At 73.1% G+C, this 21,896-nt stretch carries 22 protein-coding genes, 1 tRNA gene and 1 pseudogene; 7 read left to right on the top strand and 17 right to left on the bottom strand.

What is annotated here, in order from left to right; all coding sequences use genetic code 11:
* Positions 1-7: 7 nt before the first annotated feature.
* From ACIQGV_RS31015 to ACIQGV_RS31030, 4 genes are all read left to right on the top strand, one after another.
* Positions 8-1,279 carry a glycosyltransferase gene (locus tag ACIQGV_RS31015; protein WP_402500288.1) on the top strand — a complete coding sequence of 424 codons (1,272 nt, stop codon included), beginning with the start codon at positions 8-10 and terminating at the stop codon, positions 1,277-1,279.
* Positions 1,276-3,462 (top strand): ArnT family glycosyltransferase, encoded by a 2,187-nt coding sequence (locus tag ACIQGV_RS31020; RefSeq protein WP_402500290.1) that lies wholly within the window; start codon positions 1,276-1,278, stop codon positions 3,460-3,462. The genes ACIQGV_RS31015 and ACIQGV_RS31020 overlap by 4 nt, the downstream gene beginning before the upstream one ends.
* A 47-nt stretch (positions 3,463-3,509) precedes the next feature.
* On the top strand, positions 3,510-4,952 hold the full coding sequence (locus ACIQGV_RS31025; RefSeq protein WP_402500292.1) for an MFS transporter: 1,443 nt from the start codon (positions 3,510-3,512) through the stop codon (positions 4,950-4,952).
* Between the two features lie 61 nt (positions 4,953-5,013).
* Positions 5,014-5,769: a TetR/AcrR family transcriptional regulator gene (locus ACIQGV_RS31030; RefSeq protein ID WP_402500294.1), complete on the top strand. Its 756-nt coding sequence runs from the start codon at positions 5,014-5,016 to the stop codon at positions 5,767-5,769.
* Between the two features lie 19 nt (positions 5,770-5,788).
* Here the strand turns inward: ACIQGV_RS31030 and ACIQGV_RS31035 are convergent, their stop codons facing one another.
* From ACIQGV_RS31035 to ACIQGV_RS31045, 3 genes and pseudogenes are all read right to left on the bottom strand, one after another.
* Positions 5,789-7,738, bottom strand: a complete 1,950-nt coding sequence (locus ACIQGV_RS31035) for an Ig-like domain repeat protein (RefSeq protein ID WP_402500296.1) — start codon at positions 7,736-7,738, stop codon at positions 5,789-5,791.
* Between the two features lie 389 nt (positions 7,739-8,127).
* Positions 8,128-10,122, bottom strand: a pseudogene (locus ACIQGV_RS31040) (MFS transporter); the annotation flags it as partial.
* A 13-nt stretch (positions 10,123-10,135) separates the two neighbouring features.
* A complete protein-coding gene (locus ACIQGV_RS31045) occupies positions 10,136-10,633 on the bottom strand; it encodes a MarR family winged helix-turn-helix transcriptional regulator (RefSeq protein WP_402500298.1) in 498 nt (165 codons plus the stop codon).
* A gap of 625 nt (positions 10,634-11,258) precedes the next feature.
* On the opposite strand from ACIQGV_RS31045, the gene ACIQGV_RS31050 reads away from it, so the two are divergent.
* Positions 11,259-11,450 (top strand): hypothetical protein, encoded by a 192-nt coding sequence (locus tag ACIQGV_RS31050; RefSeq protein ID WP_402500300.1) that lies wholly within the window; start codon positions 11,259-11,261, stop codon positions 11,448-11,450.
* Positions 11,451-11,827: 377 nt separating this feature from the next.
* Here the strand turns inward: ACIQGV_RS31050 and ACIQGV_RS31055 are convergent, their stop codons facing one another.
* The 8 genes from ACIQGV_RS31055 to ACIQGV_RS31090 form a co-directional block, all read right to left on the bottom strand.
* Positions 11,828-12,739: an RNA polymerase sigma factor SigF gene (locus tag ACIQGV_RS31055; RefSeq protein WP_402500302.1), complete on the bottom strand. Its 912-nt coding sequence runs from the start codon at positions 12,737-12,739 to the stop codon at positions 11,828-11,830.
* A gap of 387 nt (positions 12,740-13,126) precedes the next feature.
* Complete coding sequence (locus tag ACIQGV_RS31060) at positions 13,127-13,990, bottom strand: RNA polymerase sigma factor SigF (RefSeq protein ID WP_402500305.1); 864 nt, start codon at positions 13,988-13,990, stop codon at positions 13,127-13,129.
* 139 nt (positions 13,991-14,129) lie between these two features.
* A complete protein-coding gene (locus ACIQGV_RS31065) occupies positions 14,130-14,423 on the bottom strand; it encodes a Dabb family protein (protein WP_402500308.1) in 294 nt (97 codons plus the stop codon).
* Entirely contained in the window at positions 14,420-14,599 is a 180-nt protein-coding gene (locus ACIQGV_RS31070) for a hypothetical protein (protein WP_402500310.1), read from the bottom strand. Before ACIQGV_RS31070 ends, ACIQGV_RS31065 begins: the two co-directional genes overlap by 4 nt.
* A 303-nt stretch (positions 14,600-14,902) precedes the next feature.
* Positions 14,903-14,987, bottom strand: a tRNA-Ser gene (locus tag ACIQGV_RS31075).
* Positions 14,988-15,121: 134 nt separating this feature from the next.
* On the bottom strand, positions 15,122-15,553 hold the full coding sequence (tadA, locus tag ACIQGV_RS31080) for a tRNA adenosine(34) deaminase TadA (RefSeq protein ID WP_402500510.1): 432 nt from the start codon (positions 15,551-15,553) through the stop codon (positions 15,122-15,124).
* Between the two features lie 56 nt (positions 15,554-15,609).
* Complete coding sequence (locus ACIQGV_RS31085) at positions 15,610-16,134, bottom strand: hypothetical protein (RefSeq protein ID WP_402500312.1); 525 nt, start codon at positions 16,132-16,134, stop codon at positions 15,610-15,612.
* 315 nt (positions 16,135-16,449) lie between these two features.
* Complete coding sequence (locus tag ACIQGV_RS31090) at positions 16,450-16,701, bottom strand: hypothetical protein (protein WP_402500314.1); 252 nt, start codon at positions 16,699-16,701, stop codon at positions 16,450-16,452.
* 99 nt (positions 16,702-16,800) lie between these two features.
* Here ACIQGV_RS31090 and upp point away from each other — a divergent pair, with 99 nt between their 5' ends.
* A complete protein-coding gene (gene upp / locus ACIQGV_RS31095; RefSeq protein ID WP_402500317.1) occupies positions 16,801-17,436 on the top strand; it encodes a uracil phosphoribosyltransferase in 636 nt (211 codons plus the stop codon).
* A 117-nt stretch (positions 17,437-17,553) separates the two neighbouring features.
* Here upp and ACIQGV_RS31100 read toward each other — a convergent pair whose 3' ends face one another.
* Positions 17,554-18,174: a LytR C-terminal domain-containing protein gene (locus ACIQGV_RS31100; RefSeq protein WP_402500512.1), complete on the bottom strand. Its 621-nt coding sequence runs from the start codon at positions 18,172-18,174 to the stop codon at positions 17,554-17,556.
* A gap of 124 nt (positions 18,175-18,298) precedes the next feature.
* Entirely contained in the window at positions 18,299-18,595 is a 297-nt protein-coding gene (locus ACIQGV_RS31105) for a type II toxin-antitoxin system VapB family antitoxin (RefSeq protein WP_004943146.1), read from the bottom strand.
* A gap of 319 nt (positions 18,596-18,914) precedes the next feature.
* Here ACIQGV_RS31105 and ACIQGV_RS31110 point away from each other — a divergent pair, with 319 nt between their 5' ends.
* Positions 18,915-19,625 carry a helicase HerA-like domain-containing protein gene (locus ACIQGV_RS31110; RefSeq protein WP_402500514.1) on the top strand — a complete coding sequence of 237 codons (711 nt, stop codon included), beginning with the start codon at positions 18,915-18,917 and terminating at the stop codon, positions 19,623-19,625.
* Between the two features lie 319 nt (positions 19,626-19,944).
* Here the strand turns inward: ACIQGV_RS31110 and ACIQGV_RS31115 are convergent, their stop codons facing one another.
* The 4 genes from ACIQGV_RS31115 to ACIQGV_RS31130 all read right to left on the bottom strand — a co-directional run bounded on the left by ACIQGV_RS31115 (position 19,945) and on the right by ACIQGV_RS31130 (position 21,885).
* The gene (locus ACIQGV_RS31115; protein ID WP_402500320.1) at positions 19,945-20,070 is read right to left on the bottom strand and encodes a hypothetical protein; all 126 of its coding nucleotides are present in this window, start codon (positions 20,068-20,070) and stop codon (positions 19,945-19,947) included.
* A 47-nt stretch (positions 20,071-20,117) separates the two neighbouring features.
* Positions 20,118-20,435, bottom strand: a complete 318-nt coding sequence (locus tag ACIQGV_RS31120; RefSeq protein WP_402500323.1) for a hypothetical protein — start codon at positions 20,433-20,435, stop codon at positions 20,118-20,120.
* A gap of 92 nt (positions 20,436-20,527) precedes the next feature.
* Complete coding sequence (locus ACIQGV_RS31125; protein ID WP_402500325.1) at positions 20,528-21,199, bottom strand: HdeD family acid-resistance protein; 672 nt, start codon at positions 21,197-21,199, stop codon at positions 20,528-20,530.
* Positions 21,200-21,288: 89 nt separating this feature from the next.
* Positions 21,289-21,885, bottom strand: a complete 597-nt coding sequence (locus tag ACIQGV_RS31130; RefSeq protein WP_402500328.1) for an HhH-GPD-type base excision DNA repair protein — start codon at positions 21,883-21,885, stop codon at positions 21,289-21,291.
* Positions 21,886-21,896 lie beyond the last annotated feature (11 nt).

Consider the following 21,896-nt stretch of genomic DNA (forward strand, 5'->3'; position numbering starts at 1 on the left):
CGTCGTCATGCGAACCGACTCTTCTCCCGGCACCTTGCCGGCGCGGGAGCACCTCCCGGCCGCGGCAGCCGGTACGCCTGTCCTGGACGTGGTGATTCCCGTCTACAACGAGGAGAAGGACCTCGGGCCGTGCGTGCTGCGACTGCACGGCCATCTGGCCCGTACCTTCCCCTACCCGTTCCGGATCACCGTCGCGGACAACGCCTCCACGGACGGCACCCCGCATGTCGCGGAACGGCTGGCGGCCCGGATCCCCGAGGTCCGCTCGGTGCGGCTGGAGCAGAAGGGGCGGGGCCGGGCGCTGGGGGCCGTGTGGTCGGCGTCCGAGGCGCCGGTCCTCGCCTACATGGACGTGGACCTGTCCACCGACCTCAACGCGCTGCTGCCGCTGGTGGCGCCGCTGATCTCCGGTCACTCCGACCTGGCCATCGGCTCCCGGCTCAGCCGCAGTTCGAGGGTGGTGCGCGGGGCCAGGCGGGAGTTCATCAGCCGCTCCTACAACCTCATCCTGCGCGGCTCGCTCCAGGCCCGTTTCTCCGACGCCCAGTGCGGGTTCAAGGCGATCCGCCGCGATGTGGCGCGGGTGCTGCTGCCGCTGGTGGAGGACACCGGCTGGTTCTTCGACACCGAGATGCTGGTGCTCGCCGAGCGCGCGGGGCTGCGGATCCACGAGGTCCCGGTGGACTGGGTCGACGACCCCGACTCCACCGTCCACATCGTGCGGACGGCCACCGAGGATCTGCGGGGTGTCTTGCGGGTCGGCAAGGCCCTGGCGAGCGGCTCGCTGCCGCTGGACCGGCTCACCCGGCCGTTCGGCGACGACCCCCGCGACCGTGAACTGGCCGACGTCCCCGGGGGACTGGCCCGCCAGCTCGTCGGGTTCTGCGTGGTCGGCGGTCTGTCCACCCTGCTCTACCTCCTTCTCTACACCGGCTTCCGCGCCTTCACCGGCTCCCAGGCCGCCAACGCGCTCGCGCTGCTGCTGTCCGCGGTCGCCAACACGGCCGCCAACCGGCGTCTCACCTTCGGGGTGCGCGGCCGGGCCGGTGCCGTGCGGCATCAGGCGCAGGGCCTGGTGGTCCTCGGCATCGGACTCGCGCTGACCAGCGGCTCGCTCGCCGCCCTGAGCGCGGCGAACGCCGACCCCGCGCACTCCACCGAGCTGGCGGTCCTGATCGCCGCCAACCTCGCGGCGACCGTGCTGCGCTTCCTGCTCTTCCGGGCGTGGGTGTTCCCCGACCGCCCGCACGGCTCCTATCCCCAGGGGGAATCCCGATGACAGCCCAGCTGGACCAGACGCCCGTGTGGGCGCCGCCCGCCGGGTCGGCCGGCCCGTCCTTCCCGCGACGCCTGTGGCGCGGCCGCCCCGAGGACCACCCCCGGGTCCGGCCGGCCCTGCTCGGCCTGCTGCTGGTGATGGGCGCGCTGTACACGTGGAACCTGACGGCGTCCGGATACGCCAACTCCTTCTACTCCGCGGCCGTACAGGCGGGCAGCGAGTCGTGGAAGGCGATGTTCTTCGGCTCGCTGGACGCGGCGGGCGCCATCACCGTCGACAAGCCCCCGGCCTCGCTGTGGCCGATGGCGCTGTCGGTGCGGATCTTCGGCCTGAACTCCTTCGCGATCCTCTTCCCGCAGGTGCTGATGGCGGTCGCCACGGCCGCCGTGCTCTACGCCGCCGTCCGCCGCCGCTTCGACGCGACGGCGGGTCTGCTGACCGTGGCGGTGTTCGCGCTGACGCCCGTCGCGGCGCTGATGTTCCGCTTCAACAACCCGGACGCGGCCCTCGCGCTGCTGATGGCCGTCGCCGTGCACTGCACGCTGCGTGCGCTGGAGCAGGCACGGACGAAGTGGCTGCTGTGGGCGGGGGCCGCGATCGGTCTGGCGTTCCTGGTGAAGACGCTCCAGGCGTTCCTGATCCTGCCGGTGCTGGCCGCCGTGTACGTGGCGCTCGCGCCGGCGCCGCTGCGGAAGCGGGTCGGACAGGTGCTGCTGGCCGGGCTCGCGACGGTCGTGGCCGGCGGCTGGTGGGTGGCGGTCGTCGAACTGTGGCCGGCCTCCTCGCGGCCGTACATCGGCGGATCGCAGAACAACAGCTTCCTGGAGCTGACCTTCGGCTACAACGGGCTCGGCCGGATCAACGGCGAGGAGACCGGAAGCGTCGGCGGCGGTGGCGGTGGCCAGGGCGGCGGCTGGGGCGAGACCGGCTGGGACCGTATGTTCAGCGCGAACATCGGGGGCCAGATCTCCTGGCTGATCCCGGCCGCGCTGATCCTGCTGGCCGCCGCGCTGTGGCTGACCCGCAAGGCCCCGCGCACGGACACCGCCCGGGCCGCCTTCCTGCTGTGGGGCGGCTCGCTGCTGATCACCATGGTGGTCTTCAGCTATATGCAGGGGATCTTCCACGAGTACTACACCGTCGCCCTCGCCCCCTATGTCGCGCCGCTGATCGGGATGGGCGCCGCGGTGCTGTGGGAGGAGCGGGCCCGGGCCCGGGCCTCGCTCGCACTGGCCGCCGCGACGACGGCGACCGCGGCCTGGGGGTACGTCCTGCTCGACCGCTCCTCCGGCTATCAGCCCTGGCTGAAGTGGCTGGTTCTCGTCGGAGGTCTGGCCGCCGCGCTGGGGCTGGTCTTCGTCGCCGGGCTCGGACGCCGGCTCACCCAGGGGGTGGTGGGCCTGGCGCTCGTCGCCGCGCTCGCGGGTCCGACGGCGTACACGCTGACCACGCTGGGCGAGGGGCACAGCGGTTCGATCGTCACGGCCGGTCCGGCCGTCGCGGGCGGCCGCGGAGGGCCGGGCGGCGGCGGAATGCCGGGCGGCTTCCCGGGCGGCGGCCTCCCGGGCCGGAACGACGGCCAGAGCCGGCAGGGCGGCCAGAACCAGCAGGGCGGTCAGGGCGGCGGAGGCGGCGCCATGGGCCTGCCCCCCACCGGCGGCCTCGGCGGCGGCTTCCCCGGCCAGAACGGCCAGAACGGCCAGAATCAGCAGAACGGCCAGAACCAGCAGGGCGGCCAGGGTGTGCCCGGCCTCCCCGGCGGCACGCGGGGCGAGGGCGGCGGCCCCGGCGGCGCGGGCGGCCTCCTCGACGGCGCGGACGTCAGCGACGAGGCCAGGAAGCTCCTGGAGACCGACGCCGGCAGCTACACCTGGGCCGCCGCGGCGATCGGCGCCCAGAACGCGGCCGGCTACCAGCTCGCCACCGGCGAGCCCGTGATGGCGGTCGGCGGCTTCAACGGCACGGACCCGTCCCCGACGCTCGCCGAGTTCAAGAAGTACGTGACGGACGGCAGGATCCACTACTTCGTCGCCGGAGGCGGCATGGGCGGCATGGGCGGCGGCCGCGGCGGCGGGTCGAGCGCGTCCTCCCAGATCACCGAATGGGTCGAGGCCACCTTCAAGGAGGTCACGGTCGGTTCGGCCACCTTCTACGACCTCACGCAGGAGGCGAGCGGCAGCTGACAAAACCTGTTGTACACCGTAGAAGGACTCTTCTACGGTGTACAACCATGTCTACCGTCCCCCAGAGCCAGGACCCGACCCGGAGCCAGGACCAGGGCCATCCCCGGCGCTGGCTGATCCTCGGCGTCATCTGCCTCGCCCAGCTCACGGTGCTGCTCGACAACACCGTCCTGAACGTGGCGATCCCCTCCCTCACCGTGGAGCTGGACGCGACCACCTCCGACATCCAGTGGATGATCAACGCGTACTCGCTCGTCCAGTCCGGCCTGCTGCTCACCGCGGGCGGCGCCGCCGACCGCTACGGCCGCAAGAAGCTGCTGACCGCGGGCCTCGCCCTGTTCGGCATCGGCTCGCTGGCGGCCGGACTCGCCGACACGGCAGGGCAGTTGGTCGCCGCGCGGGCCGGGATGGGCATCGGCGGCGCGCTGCTGCTGACCACGACCCTCGCGGTGGCGATGCAGATCTTCGCCCCCGAGGAGCAGCCCAGGGCGATCGGCGTCTGGAGCGCGGTCAACGCGCTCGGCTTCGCCTGCGGCCCGCTGATCGGCGGCCTCATGCTCGACCACTTCTGGTGGGGCGCGATCTTCCTGGTCAACCTGCCGGTGGCGGCGCTGGGCCTGGCCGCGGTCGTCGCCCTGGTCCCCGAGTCGAAGAACCCGCAGGGGGACCGCCCCGATCTGCCGGGCGCGCTGCTCTCCACCGTCGGCATGGCCTCGCTGGTCTTCGCGATCATCTCCGGCCCGGGGCACGGATGGACGTCCGGCCGGGTGCTCGCCGCCGCGGGCACGGCGGCCGTGGTGCTCGGGGCGTTCGCGTACTGGGAGAACCGCGTCCCGCACCCCATGCTCGATCTGCACTTCTTCCGCGACCGGCGGTTCACGGGCGCCGTCGCCGGCGCGGTGCTGATCACCTTCGGCATGGGCGGGGCGCTGTTCCTGCTCACCCAGCATCTTCAGTTCGTCCTCGGATACGGCCCCCTGGAGGCGGGCCTGCGGACGGCTCCGCTGGCCCTGGCCGTGGTGGTGCTGAACTTCTCCGGACTGTCGGCGAAGTGGACGACGGCCCTGGGCACCCCGGTGTCCATCGCACTGGGCATGGCGCTGATGTCGGGCGGACTGGTCTCGATCGCGCTGGCCCCGGGCGGCTACGCCGGGACGCTGGCCGGGCTGCTGCTCATCGGGGCCGGCTGCGCGGTGGCCAACCCGGCGATGGCGCACGCGATCATGAGCGCGATCCCCCGGGAGAAGGCCGGGGCCGGGGCCGGGATCAACGGGACGCTCGCCGAGTTCGGGAACGGACTCGGGGTCGCGGTCCTCGGCGCGGTCCTCGCGGCGGGAGGTGCCGCGCCCTCCTCCGCACGGGAGTTCTCCGACGGGGTGTCGAGCAGCCTGTTCGTGGGTGCGGCGGCCGTGCTGCTCGGCGGGGTCCTCGCGGCCGCGTTGCTGCGCCGGGCGGAGAGGGCAGACTCGGAGATGGCCGTCGCCCGCTGAGCGGGGCGCGACGCCGCCTAGCATCGTGAGTGGTGACCGGAGTCGAGAAGAAGGTGCGCCGATGGTGAAGGCTGCCGAAGGGCGGACCAGTGTCTGGCTGGAGGAGAAGACACGGCGCGGGAAGCAGGGGGCCACGGGCCAGCCCTCGGGCCTGGACCGGGGCCGCATCACCGAGGCGACCGTTCGGCTGCTGGACACCGGCGGTCTGGCGAAGTTCTCCATGCGCCGGCTCGCGGCCGAGCTGAACGTGACCGCGATGTCCGTCTACTGGTACGTCGACACCAAGGACGACCTCCTCGAACTCGCCCTCGACCAGGTCTACGGCCGGCTGCGGCTGCCCGACCCGGAGAGCGGGGAGGACTGGCGGAAGCAACTGCGCGCGCTGGCCACGGAGTACCGCGGGCTGCTGGTGCGCCACCCCTGGCTGTCCCCGCTCGCCGGACGGTATCTGAACATCGGGCCGAACTCGCTCGCGTTCTCCCGCACGGTCCAGCGCGTCATCGGCGGGGCGGGCCTTCCCGCCCGCGGGGTGACCGGCGCGATCTCGGCCGTCTTCCAGTTCGTGTACGGCTACGGCACGATCGAGGGCCAGTTCCTGTCACAGGTCCAGGCGTCCGGGATGACCCCGGACCAGTACTACGCGCAGTCCATGAGCGCCGTCAGCGAGGCCCCGGGCACCGCCGAGGTGCTGGAGGAGGCCCGGGCCTCCATGGAGGCCCGCGGCGGCGACACCGTGGCCGAGATGCTCGACCGTGACTTCGGCTTCGCCCTGGACCTGCTGGTCGCGGGCATCGAAGCCATGGTCGAGCGCGGCTGACCGGGCGTCAGGTGCTGCGTCAGTTGCTCCAGTACAGGTACTTCCAGACGCCGTAGGTGGTGGAGTTCACCGAGTCGCCGGAGGAGCCGTTGATGTACGCGGAGCGCATCCGGGCGCGGATGCCGGCCTCGCCGGGGGCGCCGAGGGAGACGGCGGACCGTCCGGCGGTGCCGAGGGCGAAGTACTCGGAGTCCAGGGGGTGCCAGTCGCCCTGGTAGTAGACCTGGAGGTCGAAGCGCTGCCGGCGGCCGGGGTAGTAGGTCATGGTGGTGGTGAGCAGCGGGTCGGTGTTCTTGTGGAACCAGTGGTACGTGGTGGAGCCGATCTTGCCCGTGCGGTAGTGGCGGGAGACGGCGGTGGAGACGCGGACCTTGGCGTAGGCGGTGACCTTGAGGGTGCGCGGCTTGTAGCGGGAGTCGCCCTTGAAGACGGCGTAGACGGTGGTGTCGCGGGCCATGTCGACGGTGGCGGCGAGGTTGCCGGAGGAGTTGACGGTGCCGGAGCGGATCAGCCGCTTGGGGCGGTCGGTGCCGAAGGGGTCGGCCCAGATCTCGACCTTGCGGTTCTTGTACGTCGTGCCCAGGTGGGCGGTGAAGCGGACGTCGGCGCCGTAGCCGTAGACCTTGCCGTTGTTGTTCAGGGTCAGGGCGGGCGTGGCGCGGGAGACGGCGACCTTGTCGGAGGCGCTCGCGGCCGTGTGCGCGCTGTCGCCCGCGTAGGACACCTTGTAGGTGACGGTGCCGCCGGAGTACGGGGTGTCGGAGAAGGAGTAGGTGCCGTCCGCCTTCACCGTGACCGCGGGCAGGGTCCTGCCGTTCGGGCTCTCCAGGTCGGTGCGGGTGACCGACAGCTTGATCCCGGCGGGCAGCGGGACCGTCGCCGAGATCCTGCCGGTGACGGCGAGCTTCTTGGCACGGGGAGCGCTGGTCGGCGCGTTCACCGTCAGGGCGGGCACGTTCAGCGTCGGCTGCGTCAGCGGCTTGAGCGTCCAGCCGGTGCCGCCCTGGACGACGGCGAAGATCCGGGAGGCGTCCGGGGCCCAGGTCACCTCCGCGGCGGGCTGCGTGCCGGTGCTGTACGTGCGCAGCGGACGCGTGGCGTTCGGCCGGTAGACGGCCACCTTGGTGCCCGCGACCTGGGCGACCAGACCGCCGGCGCCGACATCGGCCTTGTGCCCGGCCGGGTAGGCACCGGCCTTGGTGAAGGTGCCGTTCGCGAAGGCGTCCCGGTCGGTGCCGTTGACGAGCACCTGGTCGGCCCCCGGGACGAGGTCGATGTCCCCGACGCCGTTGTTCAGGGCGTACGAGGCGTCGTGCCAGGCGGTCACCTTCGCCGTGCCGCTCGACACGTCGAGGAGGGCCAGGGTGCCGGTGGAGTCCCCGGTCTCGCCGACGGCCAGCAGGCCCGGCCGCAGCGGGTCGGTGTCCAGCAGGGCCTGCCCCCACAGTCCGGAGCCCGTTCCCTCGGCCGGGAGCTGGGCCAGTGCGACCGGGTCGGTGCCGCTGGCCGGGTCCGCCGCCGGGTCCACCGAGCCCAGGTCGCCGTCCCACTGGTCGCCGTAGCTGAACCAGACCTTGCCGGCGGAGAAGGCCAGGTGGCGCGGGCCGGTGTCGGTGGCCACGGGGTAGCGGGCCTTGACGTCGAGCGTGGCCGCGTCGAGGGCGACGACCTCGTGGCTGCTCGGTACGGCCGCGTACAGGGTGAGGCCGTCGTCGGACAGCGCCAGGTCGCTGACGTCGCCGAAGCCGGTGCCGGTGTCGACGAGAGTGCCGTTGTGGTCGGTGGCCAGGATCCGCCCGTTGGCGGCGTCGCCCACGAAGACACGCTCGGCTCCCACGGCGAGGCCGCTGGGACTGCTGAGAACGGCGGTCGCGGCCGACGCGGAGCCGGCCGTGGTGACGACGGTCAGCGCCGCCGAGCTGAAGAGGACCGCGAGCGCCGTCGCGGTCGAGATGCTGCGCGTACGCACAGTGCTGAGTACCCCCACGAGGAAACCCGGCCAGGGGCCGGGAGATGTCGAGAGCGCCGCGCGGCACCCGGACGCGCGTGCCTGGAGGCGGCGGCGTGCGGGGCGCGGCTGCTGGGGGCAGCGTATGACATGCCTGTGACAGTTGAGAACGCAGTTTCCGGCCGGACGGGTGTGACGTCGGACGGCGGGTGCCGCCCCGTGGCATGGGCCGGTGCCGCTGCCGAGGCGGGCGAGGTCCAGGTCGACCGGCCGTTGCTCCTCGGTGCCGGGTGAAGAGGGACCGGCCCGCGGCGGGCGCGCACCGCCGCTCGGAGTGCGCGCCCGCCACGGGCCGGAGCCGGGTCCTACTCGCCGGGGTGGGCGAGTCCGGCGTCGTGGCCGTCGACGCCGGTGCCGCTGAGGAGGATGTCGTACGCCACCGGCTCGTCCTGCACGACCACCGTGGACACCTGCGGCTGGAAGCCGTCGGCCGCGGTGATCAGGACGTACGATCCGGCGCCCGGCGTGTCCACCGCGTAGGAGCCGTCGGCCTGGGCGACCGAGCGGCCCAGCCGGCGGCCGGACAGCGAGATCAGGGTGACGGCGGCCTGCGGGACGGGAGCGTCCTCCGCCCCGCGGACGAGACCGTGGACAGGGATTCCGCCGGCGACGGGCCCGTCAGCGGCGACGTCGGCCACGGCCTCGGGCTGCGGGGCGCCGGCCTCGGCGAGGGCGGTCTGCGACACGGTGGCCGCGGCGCGGGCCGTCTCCTGCGCGGTGGCCGTCGCGGCCGGGGTCTCCCCGTTCGCCGAGGCGGCCGCCTGGGCCAGCGCGCCGCTGGTGCGCAGCGGCACCTCCTTGATGAACAGGGTGACCAGGAAGGCGAGGAAGGCGATCGGGGCGACGTAGAGGAAGACGTCGGCGATGCCGTGCCCGTAGGCGCTCTCCAGCCAGGTGCGGACCGGTGCGGGCAGCAGGTCCATGTCGGGGATCTGCCCGGAGCCCGCGGCCTTCGCGGCGGCGGCCTGCTCCTGGGGGCTGAGCGTGCCGATGGTGTCGGTGGCGTAGTGGCTGATCCGGGTGGTCATCACCGAGCCGAGCGCCGAGACGCCCACCGCGCCGCCGAGGGAGCGGAAGAAGGTGACGACCGAGCTGGCGGCACCGAGCTCGTGCGGGGCGACCTGGTTCTGCGTGGAGAGGACCAGGTTCTGCATCATCATGCCGACGCCGAGGCCGAGGACCGCCATGAACAGGGCGATCTTCCAGTAGTCGGTGTTGTAGCGCATGGTGCCCAGCAGACCGAGGCCCGCCGTCAGCAGCACACCGCCGCTGACCAGCCACGCCTTCCACTTTCCGGTCTTGGTGATGATCTGGCCGGAGACCGTGGAGGACACGAACAGGCCGGCGATCATCGGGATCGTCATGACGCCGGACATGGTCGGCGACTTGTCCCGGGCCAGCTGGAAGTACTGGCTGAAGAACACGGTTCCGGCGAACATCGCGATGCCGACGAACAGCGAGGCGACCGATGCCAGCGTGATGGTGCGGTTGCGGAACAGGTGCAGCGGGATGATCGGCTCGGCGGCCTTCGTCTCGACGAGGAGGAAGACCAGGGCGAGCGCCAGCGCGCCGCCGACCATCGTGTACGTCTGCCAGGACAGCCACGCGTACTTGTCGTCCGCGAAGGTGACCCAGATCAGCAGCAGGCTGACGGCCGCGGTGATGAAGAGGGCGCCGGCCCAGTCGACCTTCACCTTGCGGCGGGTCTCCGGCAGGTGCAGCGTCTTCTGCAGCACCACGAGCGCGATCAGCGCGAACGGCACACCGACGTACAGGCACCAGCGCCAGCCGAGCCACTCGGTGTCGGTGATGACACCGCCGACGAGCGGGCCGCCGACCGTCGCGACGGCGAACGTCGCGCCGAGGTAGCCGGAGTAACGGCCGCGCTCCCGCGGGGAGATCATCGCGGCCATGATGATCTGCGCCAGCGCGGTCAGACCGCCGGCGCCGAGACCCTGGATCACCCGGGCGCCGATCAGCATGCCGGAGTTCTGGGCGAGACCGGCGACGACCGAGCCGACGATGTAGATGACCAGGGCCATCTGCACCAGTGCCTTCTTGCTCACCAGGTCGGCGAGCTTGCCCCACAGCGGGGTGGAGGCGGTCATCGACAGCAGCGCCGCGGTGACGACCCAGGTGTAGGCGCTCTGGCCGCCGCCGAGATCCTTGATGATCTCGGGCAGGGCGTTGGAGACGATGGTCGAGGACAGGATGGCGGCGAACATGCCGAGCAGCAGCCCGGAGAGCGCCTCCATGATCTGCCGGTGGGACATCGCCCCGCCGTCGGAGGAGCCTCCCCCGTGCCTGGCGTGGGCCCGCACACCGGCTGGTGTGGTCGTTGCCATGGGCTTCCTTCTCTTACTTCGCTTCTGCGGGTGTACGGGTGGTCTGGTGGACGTCGGGTGCGGCGGGCCCGGTGAACGCGACCCGGCAGTCGCCGAAGCTGTCGCGCAGCCGGGTCATGAGCCGGATGAGCTGGCCGACCTCGTCGTCGGACCAGTCGCCGAGCCGGGTGGCGAGCAGCTGCGTGGTCCGCCGGGACAGCTCGTCCATCTGCGCGCGGCCCGCGGGCGTCAGGCGCAGGAGGCGCGAGCGTTTGTCCGCCGGGTCGGGGGACCGCTCGATCCAGCCCCGCGCGGCGACGTGCGCGACGTGGCGGCTGGTCACCGACATGTCCACGGACAGCAGTTCGGCGAGCCGGCTCATCCGGATGTCCCCGTGCCGGTCCAGCAGCGTCAGCACGGCCGCGGAGCCGGCCGGGCAGTCGGCGGGCAGGATCCGCGCCATGCCCCGCTTCACGGCGCCGACGGCACTGAGCTGGCGGGCGAGTTCCTCGTACAGTCCCTGCTCGGCCATGACACCTCCCGATTCGTTGCTTAGGGCAACCATAGAAAAAGATGGTTGCCGCAGGCAAACTAAATCGGGTTTCCAGGTCATAAAAACTTGGCAAAGGCAAGTACTGCGCCCGTAAACCTCGGGCCGAGGCCCCCGCGAGCACCCGGCGAACAGATCAGCGGACCGCCCCGCCGCCCCGGACGACACCGACGACGATCGGCCTGCGGCCCACCGGCGGACAGCCGCGACGGCGGACCGGTGGAACTGCCGGGAGGGTGGCCGCGACGGGGATTCGACGGTGCTGCCGACGGGGACGCGTGGCCGTGGTGGCCGGCCTGCGGCCCACCGGCGGACAGCTTGCGACGGCAGCCGGCCGATGGGCCGCCGGAGGCGGGGCAGCCGGCCGATGGGCCGCCGGGGGAACAGGGTGCGGGGGCGCGGCGCTGCCCGGCGCTCAGCCGGCCACCCATGGGCTGCGCGTCGTACCGGGCCGAGGGCCGGGCCCGCGCCGGGCCCGCATTCCCGGCCCGTCCCCCACCACCGGCCCCGGCCTCACCCGTGTCCTCGGCCCTGCTCCCACCCCGACCCCGCCCCGCAGGGGCCCCGCACTTGGGCCGCCACCTCACATTCGCTAGGCTCCCGGCCCATGGCCAACACCCAGAACCCGCAGGGCAACCACGACCCCGCAGGCAGCACCCAGATGTTCCGCGCGTTCGTCGACGAGGCTCCGCCGGCCGCCGGCCCGCAGGCGTCCTCCGGCCCGCGCGTCGGTCTGATCATCGGCGTCGTCGTCGCGATCGCGGTCGTCGCGGCCGTCGCCTGGCTCGCGCTGAAGTAACGCTGCGCACGGGCGGCCCCCGGGCCGCCCGTCAGCCGCTCGGTCCCGCTCCACGGAGACGTCCCGTGTCTTTACGTGCGTCCCGAGCGGCACCCGCCACGCCTCCACGCGCACCTCCCGCGTCCGCTCCGCCCGTGTCCCGCAGCGGTCGGCACCGGCAGCACCGTCGAGGGGAACCGGCGTCACCCCGCAGCCCGCCGGGCACCGCGCCCGGACGCACGACGGCCGCCGACGCGCCCATCAGGACGCACCGACGGCCATGAGTCGTACGCGGACCGTGCACCGCATGCATCACATCTGCCGAGGCCCCTCGAAGCATCGCGCCATGGTGCCTGACGCTTCGTCATCCATGAAGCCTCGCGCGGTCACGGAACCGCTCAGTCCGAGATCAGCCCGTCCCGCAGCTGCGCCAGGGTGCGCGTCAGCAGGCGCGAGACGTGCATCTGGGAGATGCCGACCTCCTCGCCGATCTGCGACTGGGTCATGTTCGCGAAGAACCGCAGCATGATGATCCGCCGCTCACGGGGCGGGAGTTTGGCCAGCAGCGGCTTGAGCGACTCGCGGTACTCCACCCCCTCCAGCGCGGTGTCCTCGTAGCCGAGGCGGTCGGCGAGCGAGCCCTCGCCGCCGTCGTCCTCGGGGGCCGGGGAGTCGAGGGAGGAGGCGGTGTAGGCGTTGCCGACCGCGAGGCCGTCGACCACGTCCTCCTCGGACACGCCCAGCACGGCGGCGAGTTCGGCGACCGTGGGCGAGCGGTCCAGCTTCTGGGAGAGCTCGTCGCTGGCCTTCGTCAGCGCCAGCCGCAGCTCCTGCAGGCGCCGCGGCACCCGCACCGACCACGAGGTGTCCCGGAAGAACCGCTTGATCTCACCGACGACCGTCGGCATCGCGAACGTCGGGAACTCCACGCCGCGTTCGCAGTCGAAGCGGTCGATCGCCTTGATCAGGCCGATGGTGCCGACCTGGACGATGTCCTCCATCGGCTCGTTGCGCGAGCGGAACCGCGCGGCGGCGTAGCGGACGAGGGGAAGGTTGAGCTCGATCAGGGTGTCCCGGACGTACGCGCGTTCGGGACTGTCCTCGTCGAGGGCGGCGAGCCGCAGGAACAGGGAGCGGGAGAGGGTGCGGGTGTCGATGTCCCCCGAGGCCGGCGGGGCCGGGACGGAGACGGCCGGAAGGTCCTGGGCCGGCGCGGCCACCAGGGCCGCAGCGTCGTCGAACGCGGCGTCGGGCGCGGACTCGCTCTTCGTGAGCGTGAGCACCTTCGAGCTGCCCTTGTCTGCGGACATGCCACCCCCTTTGGGTCGCGGACGGTCGCGGCCGGCTGCTCGTGTCGAGTAGCTCAGCCCTCACCTGAATACCGGAGCCGGAGCCACGGCAAACGCGCTTCCGGAAGAATGTCACATGTCGGCAACACGCTGTAGTGACATGTCGACATGCGAGATACGAATCCGCCCTGGAAACAGGGGGTGTGACGGCTTTTCAGCGCGTTTTCCACGCGGAGGAAGCCGATGGACGATTCGCTCCCGCAGGTTATGGATCGCGCACGCGTTCCATATGTTTCCGCGCGCCTCCCCGTGCGCCCCGTGCGCCTTCCTGTGCCGCGGCGGAGCGGGCCCGGCGCGACGGCCGGACACCCCCGCCGGGGCGTCGCGGAACGGCGGGGACGTCCGGCTCTATGCCTCGATGCGGTTGGCCGTCCGCAGCCGCTGGAAGCTGCGCGCCAGCAGCCGGGAGACATGCATCTGGGAGACGCCGAGCTCTGCGCTGATCTGCGACTGGGTGAGGTTGCTGTAGTAGCGCAGCAGCAGAATGCGCTGCTCGCGCTCGGGGAGCTGCACCAGCAGATGCCGCACCATGTCCCGGTGCTCCACGCCGTCCAGCGCGGGATCCTCGTAGCCGAGGCGGTCCAGCAGGCCGGGCAGGCCGTCGCCCTCCTGGGCGGCTTCGAGGGAGGTCGCGTGGTACGAGCGGCCCGCCTCGATGCACGACAGCACCTCCTCCTCCGAGATGCGCAGCCGCTCGGCGATCTCGGCGGTGGTCGGCGTGCGCCCGAAGGCCGTCGTCAGGTCCTCGGTCGCGCTGTTGACCTGCACCCACAGCTCGTGGAGCCGGCGCGGGACATGGACCGTGCGGACGTTGTCGCGGAAGTAGCGCTTGATCTCGCCGACGACGGTCGGCATCGCGAAGGTCGGGAACTGCACGCCCCGGTCCGGGTCGAAGCGGTCGATGGCGTTGATGAGCCCGATGGTGCCGACCTGGACCACGTCCTCCATCGGTTCGTTGCGGGAACGGAAGCGGCCGGCCGCGTAGCGTACGAGCGGGAGGTTGGCCTCGATGAGCGCCCCGCGCACCCGGTCGTGCTCCGGTGTGCCCGGCCGGAGGTCCTTGAGCTGGGCGAAGAGGACCTGCGTCAGCGCTCTGGTGTCCGCTCCCCGGCTGCGCTGCGGAGCGGCCGGGGCGGGAGCCTCTTCCTGGGGCGGCGCAGTACTGGCCGACACGGTCAACGCCACCTCTTCATCGGTCAACTCATCCGTCAAAAGCGGTCATAGCATCACAAGACATGCCCACTGTGTGCAAGCACCGCATAACTCCGTGTTGAGGGAGAGTTGGGGACCAGGACGCACAGCGGCCCCGCACCGAACGGTGCGGGGCCGCTGCGGGGCCGGGCGGCCGGGGTCAGAACTCGTAGTCGGCGATCACCCACGTGGCGAACTCCCGCCACAGGGCCACGCCCGCCTGGTGCGCGGGGTGCTCGACGTAGCGGCGCAGCGCCTCGGCGTCCTCGAACGCGGAGTTGATCGCGAAGTCGTAGGCGATGGGGCGGTCGCTGAGGTTCCAGCCCAGCTCCCAGTGGCGCAGCTCGGCGATCTGGCCGTCGAGGGCGCGGAATGCCTTCTCACCCTCCACGACGCGCGGGTCGTCGCGGCCGACGCCCTCGTCGAGCTTGAAGAGGACCAGATGGCGGATCATGACTCACCTCCGTTGGCGACCCAGGTCATGAAGTCGCCGATGGCCTTCGCGGCGTCCGATATGCCCTCGAACCCTATCTGGACGTAGTCGGCCGCCTTGGCCGGGTCCGTGATGATCAAGTACAGGACGAAGACCACGAGTACATAGACGGCGATCTTCTTCGCATTCACCGCCACCGCGGCCTCCCCAGTCGCCTGTAGTGGCCCACGGGCCCCCTGTGCACCGGCGGCGAGTGTAACTTCAGGCATTCTTCGAGGACCAACGGCCCGTGGGCCAGGGCCTTCCGGCACGGTCGCGGCGCGGGGCGCGGACGGCAGGATGGGGGCGTGCCCCGGCGGGGTCCGGCAGGAGTCCGCGGGGGAGGGGCCGGCCCCCACTGCGGGGCGCGCGCCGGATGCATCCCCCGTCGCCGGAGCGTGCTCGAGGGCCGGCCCGGAACGCACGAAGGGCCCCGTCCTGCGACGGGGCCCTTCTCGAAGCGGTAGCGGAGGGATTTGAACCCTCGGTGACTTGCGCCACACTCGCTTTCGAGGCGAGCTCCTTCGGCCGCTCGGACACGCTACCGAGGGAGACCTTACAGCACGTCGGCCCCAGGTCTGAAATCCGTATCCGCCGGGACGGGAGAGTACGGATCCGCCGGGACGAGGGACAAGGATCCGGCGGACCGGGGAGCCGTGTCCGGGCGACGAGGGCGGAGCTCAGCGGGACCGGAAGAACTCCGTGAGCTGCCGGGCGCACTCCTCCGCGAGCACGCCCTCGATCACCTCGGGCCGGTGGTTGAGCCGCCGGTCCCGTACGACGTCCCAGAGCGACCCGGCGGCGCCCGCCTTGTCGTCGCGGGCGCCGTAGACGACCCGGTCGACGCGGGAGAGGACGATCGCGCCCGCACACATCGTGCACGGCTCCAGCGTGACCACGAGCGTGCAGCCGGCCAGCCGCCACTCGCCGAGCCTCGCGGCGGCACGCCGGACGGCGAGCACCTCGGCGTGGGCCGTCGGGTCGCCGCCGGCCTCACGCTCGTTGTGGCCGGCGGCCAGCACCGTCGTCCCGTCCGGGGCCAGCACGACCGCCCCGACGGGCACGTCCCCGCCCCGGACGGCCAGTTCGGCCTCCGCCAGGGCCAGACGCATCGCGGCCCGCCAGGGATCGCGCACCGGGTCGGCCGTGCCGCCCGTGTCCTCGCCGGTCAGCGGACGGTCTCCAGGACCTCCCCGGCGCCGAGGGCGTGGGCGATCTCGCCGAGGGCGTCCTCGGCGAGTGCCTTCAGCTCCTTCTCGGTGATGCCGAGGTCGTCCAGGACCGCCGCGTCGCCCACCGGGCCGTGCGGTACGGCCTCGGCGGAGGCCGCGGCCCCGTCGTCGGAGTCCTCGTCGTCACCGTCCTCGGTGCCGTCGAGGTCGAGGGCGTCGAGGTCGTCCTCGTCGCCGGGCTCCCGGCCGAGCAGTTCGTCGGTGAGCAGGATCTCGCCGTACGAACTGCGCGCGGCGGCCGCGGCGTCCGAGACGTAGATCCGGGGGTCGTCCTCACCGTCGAAGCGGACGACGCCGAACCAGGCGTCCTCCTGCTCGATCAGGACGAGGACCGTGTCGTCGTCGGGGGAGACCTCCCGGGCCAGGTCGGCCAGATCCGACAGGGTCTCCACATCGTCGAGCTCCGTGTCGCTCGCTTCCCACCCGTCTTCGGTGCGCGCGAGCAGTGCGGCGAAGTACACCGTGACTCTCCCACTGGTCAGAGGCGTGCCGGTTGGGGTTCCCCCCGGCGGAGGTGTGCGGGCGGGGAGAGCTCGGGCTCCGAGCCCCACCCACTCGGAATCGTGGCAGAAACAAGGCGTCCAGGGGACGTCTTCGGCTCCCTGTGTCCGGCAGTTTCGACCGCGTGCCCGCGATCGGCCCACCGGCGCGCTCGTCGCCGCCACCAGCGGATCGTACGCGGGTTTCGGTCCGGCCCACGCACTCCCGCCCCGCTCAACACCCCTGACGGGCGCGGATCTTCCCGTTCCGCTGTGATCTTGCCGACCCTCGGTTCTCTACCAGCGGAAGGTCCGCATGCGCATGGCGTGGCGCAGCCGGGCGGCCTTGGCCCGCCGCGGCTGGACCCGGTCGCGCAGTTCGCGGGCCTCGGCGAGTTCGCGCAGGAACAGGGCGCGTCGGCGGCGCCGCTCGGCGTCCGTCTCGGGCGCGTCGCCGCCCGCGCCGCCGGTTATGCCTTCGTCGGCGTCGGCACGGCGGGCGCGTGCCTCGCGCCCGCGGCGTCCGTCGCGGTCAGGCAGGTCTGGCATCGGCTCACCACCCCGGTCCGTCCGTCCCTCCCACCTTCCCCCGGCCGGGCGGTTTGACGCCAGCGCGCGGCGACAGGCGGCGCGGCTAATGTTGTGGACATGCGTCTCCACGTCGTCGACCACCCTCTGGTCGCCCACAAGCTCACCACGCTGCGCGACCAGCGCACCGACTCCGCGACCTTCCGGCGTCTCGCCGACGAACTGGTCACCCTGCTCGCCTACGAGGCCACCCGCGACGTGCGCACCGAGCAGGTCGACATCGACACGCCGGTCGCCCGGACCACCGGGGTCAAGCTCTCCCACCCGCGCCCGCTGGTCGTGCCGATCCTGCGTGCGGGTCTCGGCATGCTGGAGGGCATGGTCCGGCTGCTGCCGACCGCCGAGGTCGGCTTCATGGGCATGATCCGCGACGAGGAGACGCTCCAGGCGTCCACGTACGCCACGCGGATGCCGGAGGACCTCTCCGGGCGGCAGGTGTACGTGCTGGACCCGATGCTCGCCACCGGCGGCACGCTGGTCGCGGCGATCCAGGAGCTGATCAAGCGGGGTGCCGACGATGTGACCGCCGTCGTGCTGCTCGCGGCGCCCGAGGGCGTCGAGGTGATGGAGCGCGAGCTGGCGGGGGCGCCGGTGACCGTGGTGACCGCGTCGGTGGACGAGCGGCTCAACGAGCACGGGTACATCGTGCCGGGGCTCGGTGACGCGGGTGACCGGATGTACGGGGCCGCGGAGTAGCCGTCCGCTCGCCGCGGGGCCGCCGCCCGCGCGCGGCTGAGGCGCCGTGGCGGCCGCGGCCGCCCGTGCGCCGGGGCCCGCGCGCCGGCCGCCGCCCCGCGCCCTGGAGGGCGCTTCTCAGCAGTTCTTCTTCTTCGTGGCGGGCGTCGGCTCGGGTGCGGCCAGTGCGGCCAGTGCCCGGTCGGCGTCCGCCTTCGCCGTCAGGGTGCGGAACCTGTCGCCGATGATCAGGTCGAGGGTCGCGCCCTTGCGGGCCGCCTCGGTGCGGTGCTCGGCGCCGGTGAGCTGGGCGGCGAGGACCGTCAGCGAGGTGTTCCGGGCGGAGGCGGGGCCGAGCAGCAGGCCGGTGCCCTTGACCTTCTTGTCGTACTGCGCGGCCGCGTTGCCGACGTCACCGATGCGGAAGCCGCGTTTCTTCAGCTCGTCCGCGGTCTGCTTGGCCAGGCCCTGGCGGGTCGTGGCGTTGAAGACGTTGACGGTGATCAGCCGGGGTGCGGGCAGCCGCTCGGCCACGCGGGGGGTGGGGCTCGCCCCGGCGGCGCAGTCGGCCGCCGAGCCGGCCGCGCTGGCCCTGTCACCGTCGCCGCCGGAGAAGACGTCGATGAGCTGCAGCGTGCCCCAGCCGGCCGTGCCGAGGACGGCGACGGAGGCGACGACCGCGAGGGCGATCCTGCCCCGTCGGCGGGGGCGGCGCATTCGCGGGTATTTGTCCCCCGTGATCCGGTACTGGCCGCCCATGCCGGGGGGAGTCAGCATGCTCATGGGCGCAGCGTAGTGCGACTGAGCGGCGATGCCTACTAGATGATCATTCGACATCGCGCCGTCCAACCCGAAAGGTCCAACGAGCGGCCCGCGGGTGGTGTCAGTCCAGCTCCAGCACGCGCGCGTGCAGCACCTGGCGCTGCTGGAGCGCGGCGCGGACGGCGCGGTGCAGGCCGTCCTCCAGATAGAGGTCGCCCTGCCACTTCACGACGTGTGCGAACAGATCGCCGTAGAAGGTGGAGTCCTCGGCGAGGAGGGTCTCCAGGTCGAGCTGCTGCTTGGTCGTCACGAGCTGATCGAGGCGGACCGGGCGCGGCGCGACGTCCGCCCACTGCCGGGTGCTCTCCCGGCCGTGGTCGGGGTACGGCCTGCCGTTTCCGATGCGCTTGAAGATCACACGGAAAGCCTACCGGTCAAGCCCTTCCGGGCGCAGCCATGGAGGCGGAGTGCGGCGCCGGAAAAGATGCCGCGAACCGGGGTGAACCGGAACAGGGAGCCGAGATGAACGGTCGCGGGACCGCCGCGCGGGAGGCTCGGGGCAGTGCGCAGGCCCTGCCGTCCGAGGCTCCGGAGACCGCTTCCGGGTACGCCTTCACCGGTCCCGCCCCGCACCGGCCGCGGGCGCCGGCCCCGGTCCGGTGCCGCGAGGGCGGGGCGGAGCCGAAAGGACACCGGCGGCCCGCCCGCGGCCGCGGCGGGGGTGATCCGCCGGCCGCCTGCGAGGCGCAGGGCAGGGGGACTTGTCCGGGGAGCCGGAGTCCGGCACGGCCGGGTTCCCGCGCACGGCTTCCGGCGGACGCGGCGTCGCGCCGGTGCCGTCCGCCGCGCGGGACGGACCGCGGCTGTTCTCCGCGTTCCTGGCGTGGCTGCCGGCCGGCCTCTTCCACGGTCTGCCGGAGACCGGCGACGCCGGCAGGCCCGGGCCGGTGTCCTTCTCCGGCCGGGCGCGTCCGCGGTCCGGCGGGGCCCCGAAGGCGTTCCTCGGCGCCGTCACGCAGACCGTGCGGCCGATTCGCCCGAAAGGGGTCGGCGTGTTCTTCGTGACGCAGACCGCGAAGGACGCTCTCCCGGCGTCCCGGCCCGCTCTCCCGGCGTCCCGGCCCGGTCTCCTGGCGTCCCGGCCCGGTCTCCCGGCGTCCCGGCCCGCGGTCTCCCGGCGTCCCGGCCCGCGGTCTCCCGGCGTCCCGGCCCCCGGTCTCCCGGCGTCCCGGCCCGGCTCGGCCGCCGCGTCCGGCTCGGCCGCCGCGTCCGGCTCGGCCGCCGCGTCCGGCTCGGCCGCCGCGTCCGGCACGCGCCGCGCGTCCGGCACGCGCCGCGCGTCCGGCACGCGCCGCGCGTCCGGCACGCGCCGGTCGCCGCGTCCCGGCCGCGCACGCCCGAGTCCCTGCCGGGGCCGGCCGGCCCCGCCGGGCCGGACCGGGCGGTGACGGGTCCGCCGCCGGACGTTGTGCACAGGCTGTGGACCGGGAGCAGGAGGAACGGCCCGCCGGGACCCCGGAGCACCCGGGCGGGAGGCGGCCGGACGGCCGGGGCGAGGGGTCTCGGCGCATCCGGAAGGAGAGACGGCGGAGCCGGAGGACGGGCCGTCGGCGGGGGAGCGGGCCGTCGGCGGCTCCGTGTGCAGGTCCCCGGCCCGCTCGACCGGCACACGGCCGGGGTGGGAGATCACCCGTTCGGTCTTCCACAGGCCCGCCGCGGAAGGTGAGCGCCGGGCGCCCGCGGGGACACCCGGCTCGGCTGCTCGGCTCAGCGTTCTTCGTGTTCCTTCGCCGTGCCGGCCGGCTCGGGGCGTTTCGCCTCCGGCTTCGGTGCGCAGCGGGCGGCCTCGGCGCGCAGCAGGGCGCGCAGGACCGCGTAGGGGTCCGTGGGCATGGTGGTGCTCCTCGGGTCGTGACGGACAGGGCTGGGGCAGGGCTCTGTCAGCAGCGCAGGACCACGGTGCGCACGGCGTCCGGGCCGTACGACGGGAGCGGGAGCGGGGGCGCCGGGAGCGGGCGGCGGGCGGGGGCACCGGGGGCGGGGTGCCGGGCCGGTGCGGGGCGCAGGGGCGCGGCGGCCCGGCGCGGCGGCCGCAGGGCCGTGTCCAGGACGTCGTGCTCGAAGCACTCCCCGGGCACGGCGAGGGCCGGTGCCGTCAGGCTCGCCGCGGGGTGGGCGCCCGGCAGCAGCAGGACGAGCAGCAGTGCGAGAACCCGCGGCCAGGCACGGCCGCCTCGTCGTCCCGCAGTGGCGCTCATCACCGATGCTGTGCCCGGCGCGGGCCCCGCGGTCAGCACACCGGGGCCGAGATCCGCCCGCTCGGACCACACGTGCGTACCGCACGCGCGGGTCACCGGGAGCGGGGGACCTGCCGGGCGCGGTGGCGGATCACCAGCGCCGTGACGATCTCCACGACGCCGACCGCGACCAGCCAGACACCGCCGACGAGGGTGAGCACCGCGAGCGACTCGAAGGGCGCGTCGATCAGCACCACACCGCCGACGAACGTGACGATCCCGAGGAAGATCTGCCAGCCGCGGGCCGGCATGGAGCTGTCGGAGGCCGCGGCGAGTGTCTGGGTGACGCCGCGGATCAGCCAGCCGATGCCGATCCACAGGGCCAGCAGCAGGATCGACTGCATCGGGCCGCGGAAGCAGAACAGGCCCAGCAGCAGCGACAGGGCGCCGCTGACGAAGGCCAGCACGCGCAGCGAGGTCGTGCGGTGTGTGCCGAAGGCGGACGCCAGCTGGAGGACGCCGCTGACGACGAGGTAGACGCCGAAGAGGATGCCGACCGCGAACAGCGAGGCGTCCGGCCAGACCAGGACGAGGACGCCCAGCACCAGCGAGGCGATGCCGGTGACGAGGACGACGTGCCAGGCGGACCGCGACAGGACGCGCAGCGGGCCCTCGAAAGGAGGCTCGGGCTCATGGGGCGTCCGGCGCGGGGGCGCGGTGCCGCCGTGGACGCCGCGGTCGTCGTGATCCGGACCCCAGGGGGAGCCGCTCGGTGCCTCGGTCATGCTTCATGCTTCGACCGCCGTACGGCACCGCGCCACCCGGCGGAGTCCGTCCCGGTGACCGCCCGCCGCCGGCCCGGCCGGATGCCGCCTCAGCCCCTCCTCGCCGGCCTGAGCGCCTTCGCCGCCGTCCTCCTCCCCCGCTGGTGCGCGCGCACCTCGGCCGGAGAGGCCGGTCCCGTGAGGCCGGGGACGGGGCGGACGGAGTCCGGCTCGCCGTACACGTCCGCGGCCTCGCTCCGGCCGGCCGGCTGCACGCCGAGCCGCCTGCCGAACAGGGCGAGGAAGATCTGGGCCCGCTGCCTGCCGAAACCGGGCAGGTCCTCCAGCCGGCGCAGCAGCTCGCGGCTGTCGTCGACCCCCTTCCAGACCAGCTCGGCGTCGCCGTCGTAGTGCTCGACGAGGTACCGGCACAGCTGCTGGACGCGCTGGGCCATGGATCCCGGGTAGCGGTGCACCGCCGGCTTCTCCGACAGCAGCGCGGCGAAGTCCTCCGGGTCCTGGGCGGCGATGTCGTGCGCGTCCAGGTCGTCGGCGCCGAGCCGGTCGGCGACGGTCCTCGGTCCTTTGAACGCCCGCTCCGTCGGGACCTGCTGGTCCAGCAGCATTCCGACCAGCGCGGCGAGCGGACTGCGGCCGAGCAGCGCGTCGGCCCGGGGGTCCTGTGCGAGGTGGAGTGTGACGTCCATCACCCGATCAT

The organism is Streptomyces sp. NPDC093094, from assembly GCF_044754345.1.
Taxonomy (GTDB): Bacteria; Actinomycetota; Actinomycetes; order Streptomycetales; family Streptomycetaceae; genus Streptomyces.